At 45.5% G+C, this 19,180-nt stretch carries 15 protein-coding genes; 4 read left to right on the top strand and 11 right to left on the bottom strand.

Going from position 1 to position 19,180, the window contains the following annotated elements:
- Positions 1-138: 138 nt before the first annotated feature.
- The 6 genes from MJ769_RS04515 to MJ769_RS04495 all read right to left on the bottom strand — a co-directional run bounded on the left by MJ769_RS04515 (position 139) and on the right by MJ769_RS04495 (position 8,612).
- A complete protein-coding gene (locus MJ769_RS04515; RefSeq protein WP_239234660.1) occupies positions 139-1,197 on the bottom strand; it encodes a hypothetical protein in 1,059 nt (352 codons plus the stop codon).
- A 1-nt stretch (position 1,198) separates the two neighbouring features.
- Complete coding sequence (locus tag MJ769_RS04510; RefSeq protein WP_239234659.1) at positions 1,199-2,059, bottom strand: ThiF family adenylyltransferase; 861 nt, start codon at positions 2,057-2,059, stop codon at positions 1,199-1,201.
- A gap of 15 nt (positions 2,060-2,074) precedes the next feature.
- Entirely contained in the window at positions 2,075-3,091 is a 1,017-nt protein-coding gene (locus tag MJ769_RS04505; RefSeq protein WP_239234657.1) for an N-acyl amino acid synthase FeeM domain-containing protein, read from the bottom strand.
- A gap of 247 nt (positions 3,092-3,338) precedes the next feature.
- Positions 3,339-3,473, bottom strand: coding sequence for a hypothetical protein (locus tag MJ769_RS14420; protein ID WP_256445684.1), 135 nt, complete (start codon positions 3,471-3,473; stop codon positions 3,339-3,341).
- 363 nt (positions 3,474-3,836) lie between these two features.
- Positions 3,837-6,620 carry an XrtA/PEP-CTERM system TPR-repeat protein PrsT gene (prsT, locus tag MJ769_RS04500; RefSeq protein ID WP_239234656.1) on the bottom strand — a complete coding sequence of 928 codons (2,784 nt, stop codon included), beginning with the start codon at positions 6,618-6,620 and terminating at the stop codon, positions 3,837-3,839.
- 711 nt (positions 6,621-7,331) lie between these two features.
- Positions 7,332-8,612 (bottom strand): nucleotide sugar dehydrogenase, encoded by a 1,281-nt coding sequence (locus MJ769_RS04495; RefSeq protein WP_239234655.1) that lies wholly within the window; start codon positions 8,610-8,612, stop codon positions 7,332-7,334.
- Positions 8,613-8,784: 172 nt separating this feature from the next.
- Here MJ769_RS04495 and MJ769_RS04490 point away from each other — a divergent pair, with 172 nt between their 5' ends.
- From MJ769_RS04490 to prsR, 3 genes are read left to right on the top strand one after another with little or no spacing between them, the layout of a single operon-like run.
- Positions 8,785-10,200: a TIGR03013 family XrtA/PEP-CTERM system glycosyltransferase gene (locus MJ769_RS04490; protein WP_239234653.1), complete on the top strand. Its 1,416-nt coding sequence runs from the start codon at positions 8,785-8,787 to the stop codon at positions 10,198-10,200.
- A gap of 19 nt (positions 10,201-10,219) precedes the next feature.
- Entirely contained in the window at positions 10,220-12,316 is a 2,097-nt protein-coding gene (prsK, locus tag MJ769_RS04485) for an XrtA/PEP-CTERM system histidine kinase PrsK (protein ID WP_239234652.1), read from the top strand.
- Between the two features lie 4 nt (positions 12,317-12,320).
- Complete coding sequence (gene prsR, locus MJ769_RS04480) at positions 12,321-13,682, top strand: PEP-CTERM-box response regulator transcription factor (RefSeq protein WP_239234650.1); 1,362 nt, start codon at positions 12,321-12,323, stop codon at positions 13,680-13,682.
- A 515-nt stretch (positions 13,683-14,197) separates the two neighbouring features.
- On the opposite strand, the gene MJ769_RS04475 is transcribed toward prsR, so the two are convergent.
- The 5 genes from MJ769_RS04475 to MJ769_RS04455 all read right to left on the bottom strand — a co-directional run bounded on the left by MJ769_RS04475 (position 14,198) and on the right by MJ769_RS04455 (position 18,502).
- Complete coding sequence (locus tag MJ769_RS04475) at positions 14,198-14,980, bottom strand: GAF domain-containing protein (protein ID WP_239234648.1); 783 nt, start codon at positions 14,978-14,980, stop codon at positions 14,198-14,200.
- A 115-nt stretch (positions 14,981-15,095) separates the two neighbouring features.
- Positions 15,096-16,172: a nucleotidyltransferase domain-containing protein gene (locus tag MJ769_RS04470; RefSeq protein WP_239234646.1), complete on the bottom strand. Its 1,077-nt coding sequence runs from the start codon at positions 16,170-16,172 to the stop codon at positions 15,096-15,098.
- A gap of 328 nt (positions 16,173-16,500) precedes the next feature.
- Positions 16,501-17,412, bottom strand: a complete 912-nt coding sequence (locus MJ769_RS04465; RefSeq protein WP_256445683.1) for an HprK-related kinase A — start codon at positions 17,410-17,412, stop codon at positions 16,501-16,503.
- A gap of 2 nt (positions 17,413-17,414) precedes the next feature.
- Positions 17,415-17,693, bottom strand: a complete 279-nt coding sequence (locus tag MJ769_RS04460; RefSeq protein WP_239234642.1) for an HPr-rel-A system PqqD family peptide chaperone — start codon at positions 17,691-17,693, stop codon at positions 17,415-17,417.
- Positions 17,694-17,749: 56 nt separating this feature from the next.
- Positions 17,750-18,502 carry a hypothetical protein gene (locus MJ769_RS04455; RefSeq protein ID WP_239234640.1) on the bottom strand — a complete coding sequence of 251 codons (753 nt, stop codon included), beginning with the start codon at positions 18,500-18,502 and terminating at the stop codon, positions 17,750-17,752.
- 280 nt (positions 18,503-18,782) lie between these two features.
- Here MJ769_RS04455 and MJ769_RS04450 point away from each other — a divergent pair, with 280 nt between their 5' ends.
- Complete coding sequence (locus tag MJ769_RS04450; RefSeq protein ID WP_239234639.1) at positions 18,783-19,010, top strand: IS110 family transposase; 228 nt, start codon at positions 18,783-18,785, stop codon at positions 19,008-19,010.
- The last annotated feature ends 170 nt before the right edge of the window (positions 19,011-19,180 follow it).

Genomic DNA, 19,180 nt, shown 5'->3' with positions numbered 1-19,180 from the left:
AAATATTATTCATACATATAATCATACTGTTATTAATAAATAATATCTTTTTGCATCCGGGCGTGTAAAGTTTCTCGACAAGCCGGCAGGTGATTCTAGACAATGCGATACAATGGAAACGGGAGTTCTCTCCTTTTACTATCCCTCATCCAAATAATCCTCTACGCTCCGCCGTCCCGCCACAATCGCTAGCGGTTGCGCCCGCCCAATTCTGAATAACATTAATGGGATAGCCCCACCCAGGCTGGCCTTCCAGCCTTCCGCCAAGTTATGCTGCAAGTCTGCTGGGATGCCCTCCGCTTGTGCTCCGACCATGGCAAAAATGGCTGAGGCCGGCATGGGTTGTAAGACCATATTCTGACTTGTCACCCCCAGCCATAGGCGCTGAAAAGCTCTTCCGGCTTCGAACACGGCCAGATTGTCGAGATTCTTTACAGCCAGCAAACCCAAGTGGGGTGCCAGCCGACAGGGTAAGTCGCAGGCGCGCCAACCCATCATGTAGTGAGCACCAAACAGGTTGGCCAGTCGCATAACTGGCCAATGGCGCAACATGGCAAAGAAAGCGCGCAACGGTGGTTCCACGCCCAAAGCACCCGGTGGCAGACCTTCCGAACAGGCACTGCGCCAACCTGCGTCAAAGCGGATGGCGGAAAAAAGTTCTGTGTGCAGAATGCGGTTATAAAAACGCGCGGTCTCTGCCTGACGCATGAGGCGGAGGGCTTGCCTACGCTGAGCGGGTTTATCTAACCAAACCAATTGGCAGGCGGCTGAAGTATGTGCGGCGGCATCCAGCTCATTTCGCTCTGCGTCAGTCATCTTAGGCCCGCGAAAGTACACACGACGGTTGGTGTGGCGTAGAGGGATTTGCCGCCATAGAGGATCGATTTCTGTTTGGTCTGCTTGCAAACGGATTTGCATAATGAGATTGGGCTGGGTCGGGTCAGGCAATAGAACTGTTTTCGTCCCTATACCAAAACGGCTGGCAGCAATAGTAATGTTTTCTGACACTGCCCCCAGGGACAGCAGTGCGAGCACTCGCCTGTAGCCTCCTTGAGGCGGGAGTTCAGCTTCGGTATAGCGGATATTGATAATGTCTTCGTCAAGCTTGAAGCGAATTCGATGTTGGTTGTCCGCTGAGGGAGCCATAATGGCGTTTTCCAGAATGAAGTGTAGCGTATCCTGTTTAAAACGATCCATATCAGCTTAAGCCGAGTTGATGACGAGCGATGGCTAATCCAATTCGCTGCAAGGGATTGCGGTTGCCACCGGGACGCCAAGTGTGAACCAGCTTGTTGCGGTAGGCATCAAATTGGTAACCATGCGGCGCCGCACGGACTGGGCCACGTTGAAGCAATATCTTGAGCGCCTCGGTGGCAGCCACACCAGCGCATAATTGACAGGCCATGACTGTAGAGGGTCCGCGCCTGGAAGCGAGATCCACGGTAGACGGGTCAACCAGATAGCCGCGCTGGAGCATGGCGGGAGAGAGCCCCAACAGAAAACGCAGCGCCTTTTCTTCGTCTGACACGCCCTTCAAACAGAAAAAATCCTCAAAGCTCATATGCCCTGGCAGGATATTGACGACAGCCGCTCCCATGCCAAGCGGGGCTGCAATGACGGCAGGTACCCGTAGGCGCTCGCATGCCCGATACATGGCTTCGCGGGCTTCAAACACGAAAAAATCTAAGCCATCAACATAGACATCTACTCCGTTTAGAAAATCATCGAGATTCTGTTCGTTGACTCCTTTTTGAAAAACCCGGATATCCAACTCAGGATTGATGTCAAGTGCCTGTTCGAGCATGACATTGACCTTCTCTAATCCCAAGGTGTGCATACTTGCACCCGCTTGACGATTGAAATTTACAAGGTCAAACGTATCAAAGTCTGCAATGTTAAATTTTCCGAAACCGAGTCGCGCGAGGGTAACAAGATGAATCCCCCCCACTCCGCCCATACCCGCGATTGCAATCCGGGCATTTCTGAGACGATCCTGTTCGGCCTGTGTCAACCAGCCAATATTGCGAGAAAATGCGGTGGTGTAATTGAAAGGTTGCATAATTTTGAGGGGCGGTCATTCACTATGTAGTAAACGCTGGGTAATGCCTTCTCCGTCTTCCTTGGAGAAAAAATAGGGGTATAACGATCGCTCCTTCAGAGCCTGATCCGCTTTACCTCCCCAGCGTTCGATTTGGCGATCGACATATTCAATTTCAAGCCGTAGCAGAACGCCAGTTGTGTTGACCCGGCTGTTTAGGCGTTCTGAGCCTAACTGCTCAAACCCAAGCATGCGTTTGTAAAACTGGGCATGCCTGGGTGTAACTTCAATGACCACATCCGTCTGTTTCTGCAGGACGCGTGCATAAATGTAGGCGATATGGAACAACGCGGCAAGGATAGGCTTTGAGCCTAGTGTCTGTTCCACGGCAAATTTTGTTAACTCGCATATATGGCGACCTTCTGCCCTAAGACTATCAACTTCCTGTTTGTAATTAACGTCTGCCTGCAAACCATTACCCGTATCAATACCTAAAGTGATAGTTCCAGCCTCAGCGCCATCTTGGGAGGCTGTTAGGGTTATATGATCAGGCATTTTTTGTATGCTCGGGATGACATAGCCTTTTTGAAGGTACATATGCTGCACCAGCAAGCAGGCGCTCTTGAAGCTCCTTTTGGACTGCGCAAGACGAATTTTGTAATTTTTCTGTTGCACAAGTGTTTGTGACTCGGCCATGTGACTTTCTGAGTCTTGTGTCGTCACAACATTCTTAAATGCATGGGGGGAAAAGTAAACAATGGTCTTGTCCTCTGAGTCACCCTCCCTTTGGTAACTTTGATTGCCTTCGTCTGTTTTTCTTTGGCTACCTGATTTCCCACGATCGCCGACTGTTTTTTGGCGTTCCGAAAAGCCAAAATTAGAAAAAAAATTGTTGAGGAAATTAGACATCTTTATGAATAGAAAAATCGTATATGTGCAGCGTTGGCTAATTCCATGTTTGCTTGCGGGTATATCTTTATCGGCAAAAAACAGGATAACTTTAACGCTATTACAATTATCTAAGCTATTGATATTTTGATAATTAAAAGTCAATTTATTATTCCGAAAATCTATTCCCCTCGCAGATTTCAGAGAATATACAAGCATTCTCGTCTATCCATTTATGGCCAGCGCCTAACGGGCGGAGTTGATTTGACTGCATTATTTGGCCTTTAAAAATGAAGCTCGATAAGAAAAAGTGTGTAATCAACCTTCAATCTCCTACAGAAGAAGTAAATTCGTTTGCCCTGAGCCAAGTAAGCCCCGCTTACACGAGGCAAGGCGTAAGTAGTGAACAGTTTTACTGCCGTTTGGCGGCTGTTTTATGATTTTCAATATTTCTCAACCCATTGATAAATTGGCAAATAAAAAGCTGTTCATTGAGAGCCTGTCGAAGGATGAGCAGATTTATTATTGCCAAGCGAGAAACTTCCATCCAGTCGCTCTCCTGCGACTATGTGAGTTCCGCCGGACGGCGTGTTGCGGTGTAACCATCGCATTCTTTCGGCCGGATGCTTGCTGATGCGCATTTAGCTTGTCAATATTACAGGTGTAACAGCTACCGTCGGTAAAGCGGAGAATAACCACCCCAAACATTTCGTTTATTCTTTTTAGCAATCCTTCCATCCTTCGACAAGCATAGGTCAAACAGATTTTAAGCTGACTATTTCTTGTTGTTCATCCTGCACTTATCGAAGGATTACTCACTGCAAATCGCATAGAGCGAAAAAGTTGAATCATGATTGCTGGTGTTGCGGGACAATGTCTCGCGGCGGTGTGCGCCACAGGACGTAGTCGGCTACAGCTGCTTCAGCAACGCTTTTGCTTCTTCAATCCGAGGAAAGGATTTTCCAGTGGCCAGAATCTGCTCCAACTCTTTACGCGCTTTGGCTTTATCCCCAGCTTTAACCAAGCCCAGCACGTAATGGTAACGGATAGCTGATGTTTCCGGCGCCACGCTGACGGCCTTTTGCAGAAGCGGCAGGCCACGCGTTGTGTTGCCCTGCTCTACCAACATCCAACCTAAGGTGTCAAGTATCGCGGGATCGTCGGGTGCAAGTTGATTGGCCTTCTCGGCATACTCCAAGGCACGAGGGTTTTTTTCCTGCTGATAGAGCCAGGCAAGATTGTTCAACGCTGGAATATTGTTTGCGTTCTGTTGCAAGACAAGCTGATATTGTTCGATCGCAGCTTTATTTTGCTTACTCGCGAGATAAATTCCCGCCTGATACATTCGGGCTGGTACGTCAACAGGATGATTTTTTAGCCATTGGGTCAGACGGGTGTCTGCTGCCTTGCTTTTACCGGCTTGACTTAGGGAACCGTGCAATTTAATCATGAGCGGGCCATTCTTGTTAATAGCGAATGCCTGTTCATAGGCCTTAGCCGCGAGATCCGGTTTTTTTTGCGCCATCATCAGATTACCCTCCAGTTCAAAGCCGATGGGCGATTTATTGTTCTTTTTTTGGATCTGTCGGGCAATTGTGAGAGCTTGCTCATGATTACCCTTGTTGGACTCCAAAGAGGCAAGAGCCAATTGCGCTTCCAGATAATCTGGTTGCAATGATAGTGCTTTTTTGAGGGCATCCGACGCCGCCGATTGGTTCTGCATTGCCATGTGAACGGCAGCGAGAAGGAATTGGGCGGGGGCGGAATCCGGCTGCATGGCAGCAAGTCTGTTGTAAGTTTCCAAAGCAGCTGGCTTATCGTCGTTGGCGAATTGGGCTTGTCCCAGGATATTCAGAACATCTGGGTTGCTTGAGTTGGAGCCTTGAAGTTTTTGGGCAAGGGTAAGTGCTTTCTGTTTTTCACCTATGCGTAAATAATGAGTTGTCAGTAACATACCCGGCTGCAATGCATTCGGGTTTTCTTTGCTGGACTGCTCTAGCCAAGCAGTAGCCTCTTTAGTCTGCTCTTGGGAGGTCGCAAGTCCGGCTAGCGCAGTCATGATTTGAGAATTTTTCTTATCTTTTTCGAGGATAGCCTCAAGACGCTTTTTGGCGACTGCTGGCTTCTTGTCCCGCTGGTCAAGTTGCACAAGACTCATCACAGCAGGGAAATTGGTCGGTTGGATAGAAAGTGATTTTTCAAAGTTCGCGCGTGCAGCAACGCTATCATTTTTTCCCAGGTAGGCAGCGCCTTTCAGGTTGTAAACAAGGGGGTTGTCTGGCTGTTCTTTCTCAAGGTTTTTCACTGCTGCGAGTGCCTTATCGTATTCTTTAAGGCGAAGGTGCGTCATCGCAAGCATGATGCCTGCCTTAGGTGATTTGGTATCCAATGCTGCAGCTGTATCCATTTCGGCCACTGCACGGTCATTTTCACCTAACGCCAGTTTGCTCAAGCCTAGAGCGGTGTGTAATTCTGCTGCTTTGGGAGCAAGCGCGCTAGCCTTTGTAAAATATTCCGTCGCTTTTGTGTAGTCTCCGGCCTGCATATATGATTCACCCGCGAGGGCAAACAGCTGGACATCATCTTGTTGTGCATCTTTAAGCACTTGCGACAACATATCGATAGCGTCTTTTGTTCGGCGACTTTTCATCAACGTGGATACCATCAATTTACTAGCGTAGAGATTGCCGGGGTTATTCTCCAGGTATTTTTTCAAGTGTTGTTCGGCTTGCGGCATTGATCCTAGCGCGAGCTGCACTGCTCCCGCCAACAGAATGCTGGGCATGTGTTCTGGTGCTACGCTCAGAACTTTTTGCAGAGATTCGAATGCTGCAGCATGTTTCCCTTGGCGGAAATCAAGCAGTGCTTGCGCATAGGTAATAATTAGATTGTTTGGCGATGTTTTGCGTGCCGCGTCAATATCTGCTTTGGCAGCATCGAATCTCCCAGTGCCAATTTCCAGGAAGGCCTTGTTGATGTGAGCAGCGTTATTGTCTGGCTGAATTTTCAAAGCTTGGTCGTAGGCGGCAAGAGCGAGGTCGATTTTTCCTTGGGCACGCAGTAGATCGCCATTAAAAAGCAATACGTCCGTGTTTTGTGGATTTTTAGCTACAGCTTGCTCGGAGAAATGGGTTGCAGCATCAATACTTTTCTCCGTAATAGAAAGCCTGGCTAGCCCAATTAGCGCGTCCGGAAAATCAGGCCTTACCTTTAATGCCTGCTCAAACGATTCCTTGGCTTCTTTGCTTTTTCCTAGGGCCAGGTAAGCATTACCGCGCAAGCTTGATAGTTCAGCAGATTCTACTGCTCCTGAGTTCTGATTTAGCTCATCCAGAGCCATCTGAAACTTCCCTTGCATGAGCAAAGCTTTGCCCAAGTCAGGAGATACCTTGGCAGGGTTCATACCCAAGGTCAAAGCCTTGCGGAGCTCCTTCTCTGCTGACTGGGAATCTGCTATTTCATTGTAAATAGTGCCCAAGAGATAACGGGCTTCGACATCATCCGGGTTTTTCTGTAATGCATTCTTTAGTTGGATGATTGCGGCCTTGGTGTCGCCCTTCTGTTGATACTGCTTGGCTTCAGTAACCAGTGTCTCAGAAGTCTGTGTTTTACCGCAGGCGGTCATGCCCCCCAAGAACATGATCGCTCCGGAAATCATAACAACGGTCAATTTTTTCCTGTTTATGTTTGGCATAGCTTTTTCCTTTGAATTTCGTGGTGGCTGTAACTTTATAAGTTAGCAATGTTAATCTGGAAGTACAGTGAACAGATGCTTCCAAGGTTTTAAATTACTGGAATTTATCGACGCTATATGAACACAGAGGGCAATCAACTTTTCGACCTTTCGCATGTAGAAGTATATGCGTTCGTCCTGAGCCGGACAAAGGATGAGTAAATTAATTTCGCCAAACGAAAAATTCTCCTTCTAATCGTTGCGCATAACAGAGTCAATATTTTTTGCGACTCAAGCTTTGTGGTTTACATCGTGGCCGACAATCGGTATGGCCGGTGTAAAATCTACCGTCGGCGCAGGGAAGAATGACGACCCCAAACATTTCATCTGTCCTTTTTAACAATCCGCCCATCCATCGACAAACTCAGGATCAATGTATTTTTAGTTGGCTAGTTTTTGTTGTGCATCTTGAACTTATCGAAAGTGTTACACACTGCGATTTACCGAGCAGTCTGTCGGATACAAAGAATCGTGGCAAAAATTGAGCTGAGCGAGGGTAGATTTTGCGAGTATTCACCTTGCGGCGAAATGACAGCTTACCCCACATGACAATTTTGCAAGGCAACAGTTGTTCTACTGCCCCGAAAAAGTGGCGACATATACAACGTTCAGCTCAATTTGCAGCCGATTCCCCTTAATTCCGACAGGCTGCTAAAGCCAAATCACTTTAATCTAGAGTCTCCAGACGTTAAGTCCAGCAGCGCGCAGAGCGGTCTGATCAAAATGAGATTTAACATCAATAAAACATCCATTTGAAACAATTTTTTCCTGGAAGTCTGCAAGAGGTCTGGCAAGAAATTCACGGTGTGAAACTGCCGCAATAAGTGCATCTGCGCGTGGCAATTTTTCCCAAGTTACTAGTTCCAGACCATACTCGTGAAGCGCATCCTTGGTGGTTGCAACAGGATCATGGACATGAACTTCTACACCGTAGGAACGGAGTTCGTGAATGATGTCCATTACCTTCGAATTCCTCAGGTCAGGACAATTTTCCTTGAATGTCAATCCGAGTATATTTACTTTTGAGCCTTTTACATTGAGGCCGGCCCTGATCATTTCCTTCACGGTTTTTTCCGCAATAAATTTTGCCATACCATCATTTATTCTGCGCCCCGCCAATATTACCTGGGGATGATAGCCGATCATATCTGCTTTATGGGTAAGGTAATAGGGGTCTACGCCAATACAATGTCCGCCAACCAGTCCAGGACGGAATGGGAGAAAATTCCATTTTGTGCCGGCGGCCTGCAGAACCTGTAGTGTGTCAATATCAAGTTTATCGAAAATGATTGCCAATTCGTTGATTAATGCAATATTCAGATCACGTTGGGTATTTTCGATTACTTTTGCTGCTTCTGCGACCTTAATGCTGGATGCTCTGTGTACACCAGCATTGATGATGGTTTCGTAAAGCTTAGCTACTTTTTCCAAAGTGTCTTCATCATCTCCTGATACAATTTTTATAATAGAAGTAAGGGTACGTTCTTTATCGCCAGGATTGATTCTTTCAGGAGAATACCCAATATGAAAATCTTTTTTCCATTTCATACCGGAACATTTCTCCAGAACTGGAATGCATATTTCCTCAGTAGCGCCAGGGTAAACTGTAGATTCATAGATAATGATCGCGCCACGCTTCATGTTCTTTCCAACTGTTTCGCTAGCGCCAACAAGAGGAGAAAAATCGGGTTGATGGGCACTATCTACAGGCGTTGGAACTGCGATTACAATATAGTCGGCAAGAGATAACTTGGATGGGTCGGAGCTGGCTATAAGATGGATGGCACCCTGCAGGTCTTCAGTTGACAGCTCTCCGGTTGGATCAATGTGCCGTTGGTAGCTCTCGATTTTAGTGACAGAGAGATCGAACCCGATAGTTCGCTGTTTTTTCCCAAACTCTACAGCCAGCGGTAAACCCACATATCCAAGGCCAACTACGGCAACAACGTCCATATTAAACTCACTTTGCTATTATCATTATTTTTTGAATCTAGCAGATATGCTGAAAAGCATCAATCTTATTCTCATATTTTTGGTTAATTAACATCCCTAATGTTCTTGCCGAAAAAGTCGATATGATGTGAGCTTGGCTTAATAATATGAGCTAACTTTTTGGAGTAAATTAATGCTGTTTAAAATTTCCAATCACTATGTCTCCAAAATAGTGTCCATCCTGCTTGTGGTTGAAACTCTTGTTTTTATAGTCTCAGTCTATCTTGGAGCGACTATTCGGTTTTTTAATAGCAATTTCTTTGGGAGCAATTTTCCATCATTTGTCAAAATGGAGAATTTTCTCCTTACAGCCTGTGCATTTGCAATAGTAATGGCTTTCAGTATGAGTGCTTTCGGCATGTATAAACACAATTACAGAGAGAGTATAAGAAATACTTTTCTCCGGCTCATGCCTTCCTTTGCCTTGGGCTTCGGCGTTCTAACTTTGGTATTTTATATAGTGCCGAATATTTATATTGGCCGCGGTATTTTAGGTCTCGTAATGGTGATCGCTGCATGTCTCATTTTATTGGTGAGGGTGATTTTTTTTCATTTATTCAAATTGAAGTATCTAGAGTCACGTATTATTTTTATAGGGTGCGGTTCTCTAGCAAAAGAATGTAGCGATCTGGCCATGAATAATATTAGCTACCATAAATATAATATTGTTGGCTTTGTCCAGTTACCAGGTGAAGAAAACCGTATTCTATCGCCTAATATTTTTTCGGCTGGAGATTCATTAATCAGTTTGACAAACAAATTTAGCGCGAATGAGATCATCGTTGCGACAAATAATCGACGAGGTGAAAGCTTTCCTATTCAGGAGTTATTAGAGTGCAAATTAAATGGAATTAAAGTGACCGATGCAGCGTCATTTTTTGAGCGTGAGGCATGCCAGATCAGGGTTGATTCTCTGCAACCAAGTTGGTTGGTTTTTGGCGGCGGGTTTGACCAGAGTTTTCTAAGGTCTTTTATAAAAAGATTTTTCGATTTATTCGCCAGCATCATTATTTTAATTTTTTCGTTACCGGTGATGTTGCTTACAGCGATGTGTATCTATTTCGAAGACCGAACCCCAATCTTTTATCAACAAGAACGCGTTGGCATGGATGGCCATTCTTTTATGGTGTTGAAATTTCGTAGCATGCGAAAAGATGCTGAGAAAGGGATGACACCTCAATGGGCGGCTGCCAATGACTCTCGTACGACGAAAGTGGGATGTATTATTCGTAAACTTAGAATCGACGAGCTTCCACAAATTCTAAATGTTTTTAAAGGGGAAATGAGCTTTGTTGGACCACGCCCAGAAAGGCCTTTTTTTGTACAACAACTCTGCGATGAAGTTCCTTATTATAACGTGAGGCATAGTATTAAACCGGGAATAACGGGCTTGGCTCAAGTACGCTACCAGTATGGAGCCTCAGTTGAAGATTCTATTCAAAAGCTCCAATATGACCTGTACTATGTAAAAAACAACAGCTTGTTTCTGGATGTACTTATACTAATCGATACTTTCCAGGTTGTTATATTGGGCAAGGGTAGCAGATAACCCTATGGAACAACCTTAAATGTTGACAAGCATCGCTGCATATAGCTATGGCATAGCCTCTGTAGCATTCTTTTTTCTGACAATTCTATTGTTGACCAGTTGGCGTGCCCGTATTTTCGGGACAACGCTGACAGTTGCCTGCGTGATGAGCGCGTTTTGGGCTGCATCGATTACTTACCAGGCAGCCAGTGGCATTTACTTAGCGCTGCTAACGGACATTCTGGAAATTCTGCGAAATGCAGGGTGGACTATCTTTCTGCTAATGTTGTTGGGGCCTTTCCAACAAACGAATTCTTTACCTCCTTTTAAGTTTAAGCTTAAACCCTATGTGGTCGGCATCATAGCGTTTTATTGTTTACTCTTGCTCGTAACTATTTATACCTATTCGAATATTGAACCTCTTCAAGGAGAAACAGGTTTTATTACGGACATCGTTGGCCGTGTAGTAATGGCGGTTACGGGCATGCTCTTGGTGGAACAACTTTACCGGAACACACCCGCTAAGAGGCGTTGGGGAATAAAGTTTGCCTGTTTTGGAATCGGAGGAATGTTCGTCTACGATTTTTATTTATATAGCGACGCAATGTTGTTTAGGCAAGTGAACATGGAAATTTGGACTTCCAGAGGAGCAGTCAATGCTCTGATTGTTCCTCTGGTGGCCGTGTCGACAGCGCGTAATCCGCAGTGGTCATTGGGGATCTCGGTTTCACGCCATATTTTGTTTCATTCTGCAACACTGCTTGGCAGTGCCCTGTATTTGCTGGCTATGTCTGCTGCCGGCTATTACCTGCGGTATTTCGGGGGGAGCTGGGGAGCAGTCATGCAAGTGACATTTTTGTTCGGCGCTGTGGCTTTGCTTGTTGGCATATTATTCTCAGGCGTTTTCCGTTCTTGGCTCAAAGTATTCATCAGTAAGCATTTCTATAATTACAATTACGACTATCGTGAAGAATGGTTAGGCTTTACGCGCACTCTTTCCGAGCATGATCATGGACTGGCCGAACGTACTATCCAAGCGGTAGCAGCACTCGTAGAAAGCCCAGGAGGCGTATTGTTCATTAGCCGGGAATCGGGTAATTGCGAACCTGTTGCTCGTTGGAATATGAATTTGCCGAATGAATCTGAGTCGGCAAGTAGCTCTCTTTGTCATTTTCTGGAAAGCAAGCAGTGGGTGATAGATCTGCAGGAATATGATTCCAAACCTGAAAAATACGGCGCAATTATTATTCCTCATTGGTTACGAGAAGTTTCTAAAAGTTGGCTGATAGTTCCCCTGATTCTGCTAGGGAGGTTGTTTGGCTTTATGATACTGACACAGCCCAGAAGTAAAGTTAAGTTAAATTGGGAAGTGATTGATCTGCTCAAAATTGCTGGCAGCCAAGCGGCGAGCTATCTTGCCCAACAGGAATCGGCTAATGCTCTCATGGTTGCACGTCAATTTGAATCGTTTAATCGCATGTCTACTTTTATAGTGCATGATTTAAAAAATTTGGTTTCCCAATTATCGTTATTACTTTCCAACGCCGAAAAGCATAAGAACAACCCAGAGTTTCAAAAAGATATGCTTGAAACGTTGGATTATTCTGTCCAGAAAATGAAGCTGCTTCTGCATAAATTGAGCAGAGGTTCTTCCATTGAGTATCCTGCACCGCTTTTAATCGACAAATTATTACAACAGACATTGGCATTAAAGTCTGCCTTTGAGCCTAAGCCTGAGCTTGAGATATTAGACCCTGACCTGATGGTGGTGGCTAATTGGGATCGCCTTGAAAGAGTAATTGGCCACATTATTCAGAATGCTGTTGAAGCTACACCTAAGGATGGCAAAGTAACAATCCGTATTTCGAAGCAGGAAGCTTTCGTAGTCGTCGAAATCAAAGATACCGGCCAAGGCATGAGCGAGGAGTTTATTCATGAACGACTATTCAAGCCATTTGAGTCTACCAAATCGGCAGGTATGGGAATCGGAATGTTTGAGAGTCGTGAATATATCCACGACCTGGGCGGTCGGATTGAAGTTTCCAGTCGCCAAGCTGTCGGTACTACGTTCCGAGTATTTTTGCCATTTCATGGGCATGTTGATGATGTCAAGGATGCCGCATTACGGCAGGAGTAATTTAATGAGTCAAGATAAAAAAAAGCTGCTTGTTATTGAAGATGATCCCGGTTTACAGAAACAATTACGCTGGAATTTTGATGCCTATGAAGTTCTGTTGGCGGGAGATCGTGAAAGTGCGCTGGCGCAGGTCAGACGGCATGAACCTGCGGTTATTACCATGGATCTTGGGCTTCCTCCCGATCCCGATGGTGCTTCGGAAGGATTGGCCATTTTGCAACAGATTCTTGCGCTTGCCCCTGACACCAAACTGATCGTGCTTTCTGGGAATCAGGATCATGCCAATGCAGTGAAAGCGATAGGCATGGGTGCTTATGATTTCCATCAGAAACCATTTGACCCAGAGATCCTGGGCTTAGTAGTTGAACGTGCATTTTATCTGCACGCTCTGCAACAGGAGAATCGCAGAATATTACAGATTCAGGCTGACTCTCCATTGTCTAGCATCATTAGCCGGGATCCTGGCATGTTGAAGGTGTGCCGCTGCATCGAGAAAGTAGCACCATCCTCTGCCTCGGTCATGCTGTTGGGTGATAGCGGAACGGGCAAGGAACTGTTGGCGAAAGCGCTGCACCAGCTGAGTCCACGGCAGGAGAAGCGCTTCATGGCAATCAACTGCGCTGCAATCCCAGAAAATCTTCTGGAGAGCGAGTTGTTCGGCTACGAGAAGGGAGCGTTTACCGGAGCCACCAAACAGACGTTAGGTAAAATTGAACTTGCTGATGGAGGCACTTTCTTTCTTGATGAAATAGGAGATATGCCCATGCTTCTTCAAGCGAAACTTCTCCGATTTTTGCAAGAAAGGGTAATCGAGAGAATAGGAGGGCGTCAGGAAATTCCTGTTGATGTGCGGATTATCTGCGCAACACATCGTAACCTGAAGGAGCTAAGCGTTGCAGGGCGCTTCCGCGAAGACCTCTATTACCGTTTAAGCGAGGTTGCAGTCACGATCCCCCCACTGCGGGAGCGTGTGGGCGATGCCGCATTGTTGGCACACCACTTTAAAAACAAATTCATCATCAAGGAGGGGCGTTCTTCACTAAACTTCAGCCAGGAAGCGCTGGCCATGATAGAAGAATACGCTTGGCCAGGTAATGTCCGTGAAATGGAAAACTGCATCAAGCGTGCCGTTATCATGGCTGAAGGCTCTCAAATAAGCGCTGACGATATTGGTCTGTCGACTTCACCTTCAATGGAAGAGTTTATTAACCTGCGCAAGGTACGTGATAACGCTGAATACAATGCCGTGGTGAAAGCACTAGCGAGAGTAGACGGCAATATGGCCAAGGCAGCCGAATTGCTCGGTATCAGCCGTCCAACACTCTACGATGTAATAAGCCGTCATGGTATCGTAAGCAAAGCTTAAGAAGAGCTGCTGATATACATGAACATTTAATTTATGACTTGCATTTTCGCTACATTAATTAATGGAAGGGAAGTAAACTTATCACGTTCGTAGAACGCGATACTGCGTATACCCCCTATCGCGCCATCCAAGAATGCCATATACCGTGCGATGCTCTTGCAAACCTAGTCATATATTTCCCTTTCATTAAGTGCTGTGGGGACAACACCCCGAAAGATAACTGAAATAAGCTGGTACTTTGAAAGGCAAAACCAATCAGGTGATTACCCAGTCCTATGGACGTGGTTTTTTAACGCTCAATAAAAAAGCAAAGTCTTGATATCGAGTTTTTGATAGCAGAGCCTTCATTTAAGGCTCACTTATTTCAGCTTGAGTTTCAAGATAAATTTACCACGTGACCACACGCGGCAACAATCGGAATCCATTTTTCTCGGTTATTAAGATTGAGAGTGTCAGTTAACTCAACATCAGAATACAGACCTTACGTTTTATAATTTTCGTTTAAGGTCAATTTTCTACAATGAGGATGTGTCGTCTGTCGGTTTCTCCAATTTCCGCTCCATTCGCTTACTATGTTGTTGCAAATTATCACTTAACTGACTAATAATTTCCGAAGCTGCGCTGACAATTTGATTTGAACCAAATCCTCCTCGGGTCATTTCTTTGTAAAAAGATTTTGCAAATATTTTCGCCACTTTATCAGGATTGAGAAATACACTCCCCAAAGATGCGCCTATATTATTTTCGGCTTCTCGGGCCAACGCCAGTTGGGCAAACCGTGAATTCAGAATGCTTTGCAATTGGAGTGTCTGGATCGATTTACCAATGAATAAGGCAACGACATTAAGGAGATTCAAGTCAACCGGATTGAATGCACAACCACACATGTGACCACTTATGTTAACTACACCTACAATGTGCCCATTAATAGTGATAGGCGATGAAATCAAGCTTTTGCCTGGTTCATTTGCACGTCGAGCCAGCTTGGCGAACTTTGAGTGGCTAATGTCTTCAATCAACAAAGCTTGTCCGGTTGCAATCACATAGCCAGCAATTCCCTCGCCCTTTCCTATCGATTCTTTATAAGCTGCAGCCGGCATTGGACCGTAGCTAGCGCACACACTCATCAGCAAATTTTCAGATTCACCATCATTCAGAAGCATGATTGAGCAATGAGTGGCGCTCAATATTTTTGCCGTTATTTCAGCGAGTTGTGCAAGGCTATCATTAAGATTACCATCTTCTAAAAAACTGGATAAATCCTGAAGTTTGATCAGCGGAGTTTCCACATCACTCATGATGAGATTGCCTTTTTTACAGTGTAAAGTCGTAAAATAGCCAGCTTTTACTGACCCAAGCCCAAAACAACTATCAATTTATAGCGCAATACATTCAATCGTGTCCAAGACACAGTCAGGCAGGCTTAGGTGAAATGAAAGCCTTATGGAAAAGATGACGCGCAAGAAGCAAGGGAGGCATACGTAACCAAGTTGCGCGTACATAAAGTATCTGCCGCGCCGCACCAGTTAACCAATCGGAGCAGCTCTTGTGGGCTGGCATAAGCGCGCGTTCGAAAAGTTGGTCTGTGAACATTAAAGCTAACGGATTGGGGCATCCGCTGCGGGCTGCTTCCATTATGCCTGAGGGAATGGGAGTGTTCAAAAGATGAACAGCATAACGCAAGGCGTAAAAAAGTGGTCTCGTTAACTCAAGCTCGTGCGCTCGCACGGATAGACTTGGCCAGAACGTTGGCAACCTGCTGAAATGGCGTAATAAACTATCAATGTCAACCAAATCCCGCAGACCCTGATCCAGTTGATCATTGTGGAACAGATGTACAGCACTGTGGAGTACCATATCTGCAGGGGCCAATACTTTTAAATCATCGTAGCCATCAAGTAACTGCGCCGTTGCTCGAAGCTTCGCCGAATCAGGGTGAAGTGCTGCCGTTTCCGGCAAAATCGCATGATGCACGTCGATGACCGTCATCCGTTTAATATGCTGCATAGGTGGCAATTCATGCATCCATGTGCGATAGTAGCGCTGGTCATAGGCATCGTGATGCGTCGCAGCCCACCCATGAAGCATCAAGGTGGCTTCTACAGCACTAAGACTATCTTTAGGCACAAGGATGTCGATATCGGAGAATAGTCGCCCCTTGGCGGGGGGCAGCTTTGCCATAACATAGGCAGCGCCCTTGAGCAGAATGACCGGCACCCCCACTTTCGCCAATGCTTTTCGAATTAGCGTTATTTCCCAGTGGATAGCTTGAACATGTCTTTCAGCGATTACGCGTGACCATTCCAGATGTTCGCGGGGTTTCGGCGGCACCTGCTCGAGTAAGCCGCGTTCGTCCAGTAAAATGCAAATGCGTGCCAACAGATTGGCGCGGCGTGCTTGGCATATGAGTAAATCCCAGTCTGGCAGACTTAGGCAGATCAATGATTCTGGCTCTCGGAGCGCTTGTAATATTAAGTAGTTGGGGATCACATTAGGTATACTGTCGAAAATAATTAATGTGCTCTATGTGCAACAGAGTGGGTAATCAACTGTTAACCTCCCTCAGAAGAGGTAAATTCATTCGCCCTGAGCTTGTTGAAAGAAGAACGGATTTTAGCTGACTATTCTTGTTGTACATCTTTCACTTATCTAAAGAGTTACTCACTACAAATCACATAGATCGACGTAATATGCTGAATCGATTTATCGTCGCCCAATCCTAGCTTAGCCAGAAAAGGTAAGGAACTGGATTCGCTTTACAGAGACAAAACCAGAGCATACTAATAATGATTATTTACAATATCTGCAGTTACTAGCTTTAAGTTTGCGGCTTTAACGCGCTAAATATCTCAATAGCATCATCCAGTTTGCTGTACGTAAAATCATAGCACAGAGATGCATCAATCAAACTTGTCATGGTCTTAAAGCCATTGAGTCCAAGTAGACTGTAATTAAAAGAGTTATCTGCAACCCGCATGAAAGCACGGGATTGAGACAATGTCTCCAAACATGCCGTAGCGCCCGCCTTATACTTTGGAAAAACAACCCACGCAACCTGTGCGACCTCTGACGCGCGAGCTACGCTATCAGCTGATGCTTTCATATGGGCAACCGTGCCCTTTATCGTGTCTGCCACCTCACGGCTGAAAATTGCATTGGGCTCATAACGCCTGATGATTTCGATAGACTCGTTTTTTAAGCTAACGGGGCGCGGAAGCGGGATGAGTTTCCCATCAACAACACGAACCAAAGCAAGTTCATCAGACAACAATCTCCACCCGCGGTTTACCAATGCTGCGCAAAGTGTACTTTTACCTGAGCCAGGAGGAGCGGGCATAATTGCAGCATAACCACCTTTTTCCACCACCGCTGCATGAATAATCAAACAGTGGTTAACATGATTAGACACACACCAATTAAGCCCCCACTCCAGCATGGGAAAAGCCTGGTCGAGCGGCAAGGGTTTAAATATAGTGTTTCCATCAAATGAAAATAACGCCTGTGGCTTGAACCATCGTCTCAGGTTGAGCGGGCGAGTAAGGCAAACGTGGAAATCCGCAAAATCGGCCTGCTCAGCCAAGGGATAATCGGCGTAAAGTAATCCGACACTTTCAGACACTCCAGGGATCGAAGTCTGCAAGTGTGTAATGAAAGAACCGGTTCGAAGAAATATCCCCGTTTTTTTAAGGCGGAATTTAAGTTCAGATGGCGTTAATGCAGAAACATTCAAAATCAGCTAAATTCTATCAGTCCAAGCGTATTAAGCTCTTCAAGGAGATGTTCAATTTGAAATGAAAATTCCTCATGCGTTACCATTTCGGCTTGTAGCCGTGGGGCAAGCGCTTCAACCAAAAATAGCGCATTTGATGGCGATTGCTGCAATTCTAACAATATTTTAGCAGTCGTCGATCCAAGCAGATGGGTATCTCCTGAAAACTTATTATAAAACACCCATTCCTCGCCCCATGAGCAGCAGTTAAGCATCTGCTCTGAAATAACTTTCCATTTCATGTTTGATCAGTATCATTGAGGGGAGAATAGAGCCGTAATCCGGTTATTGGGAAAATTCAATTTTGAGTTAATCTTAAATACTCAATAATTTGTGTAGCATTCCAGGTTACGCCCGCAGTTGGAGCAAAAGTACCACTTGCTTGCCATTCATAGAACATCGATTGAATAGTTGATACAGTCAAATAAGGAGTAGCGCCATTTCTCGCACGAAGTAATGCTTTAACAAGATGTTGTAATAGTTCTTGCGTTTGGAAAGGGGGAGGTTCAACTACAACAGTTGCAAGTGGAGCTACAGTTGGCGACGTAAGAGTGTTTGTGCCCTTGCCCTTAGATAACTTTGAATTGGAGCCTGGTGTAGCGTTTAACGCTAACATGTAGCTCGCAGCTCCTAACTGATCCTTCTGCACCTGCTGCTGTACTGGAGCGATTGCACTTGCAGATTGAGGAGTCGGCCAAGGAACTGTCAGCATATCTGTCAAAAGCCTACTGTTATATGAGGTATCCGATCGACTTAACGGGAACGCGGTTAAAAACTGTTCGTTTGGATCTGGGGGAAGTAGCACCGGGGGTGGGGGAACGGGACAAGCACCATGCTGGCTGGTATTGCCAGATATAAATCCAGATGGTGACATGCAAAACGTTTGACCCAATACCGGCCTACTCGCAAGAGTTAGAATTATCCCTGATACAGCCAAACCAGACGTAGCAAACCGCCGACGAGATTCGCCAGAACTCATTAGCTTATCAGCGACATCCTGGGATAATTGTTGTTTTTCGATCTCATCATTCTGATCCAAATTGATAGTCATCAAATCATCCTTAATAACGTTGCATCCTACATTTCATGCACTGCCATAACTCAATTATTTAGCGTCATGTAACAATTGAGGAAACTGATAGAATTTACAAGATAACTTAAGCAAAATACATGCCACATATAATAATATTACTCTATTATACTAAATAACCAGCATGTTAAATCGTTAATGTTTTAACGATATTCTAGTCTTGGCAAATACTTTAATTACATGTGTAAGAATTTCCGACATTTAAATCAATTATTAATTGCCTGAATGTAAACATAGACTGGTGCATCCACTTTCAAGTTCTGCGGAAGAAGTAGATACGTTGGAGTACTTTCCTTTCCGCAATGCGGAAGCATTCGCCGCATTCTCTTGCTTCGACCCGAGCGCCAACGACTCCTGCAACAAGATAGGCCGCAGGCGCCTATCCAAACGCGGCCCCGCCGAGTTGCGGCGCCTGCTGTTTAACACTGCAAGGCCGCCGCCAGACCCAAAACTTGGAGCCTATCTATAGCATTACCGCGCCCAAGGCTGGGGCACTACTGCAGCACTGGAAATCGTCGCCCGCAAACCGCCCACACAGCCTAGTCTATTAATCATTACCATTCAACTTTCAACCCGGAAAGGATTACAAAAATGCTTGACGTGAACCCCGCATACTCGAGGCAATAAGTAAGCAGTGAA

Source organism: Candidatus Nitrotoga sp. BS (assembly GCF_927797785.1).
Lineage (GTDB): Bacteria > Pseudomonadota > Gammaproteobacteria > Burkholderiales > Gallionellaceae > Nitrotoga.
Note: the sequence above shows the minus strand (reverse complement) of the source record. Positions and strands in the feature narration are given on the sequence as shown.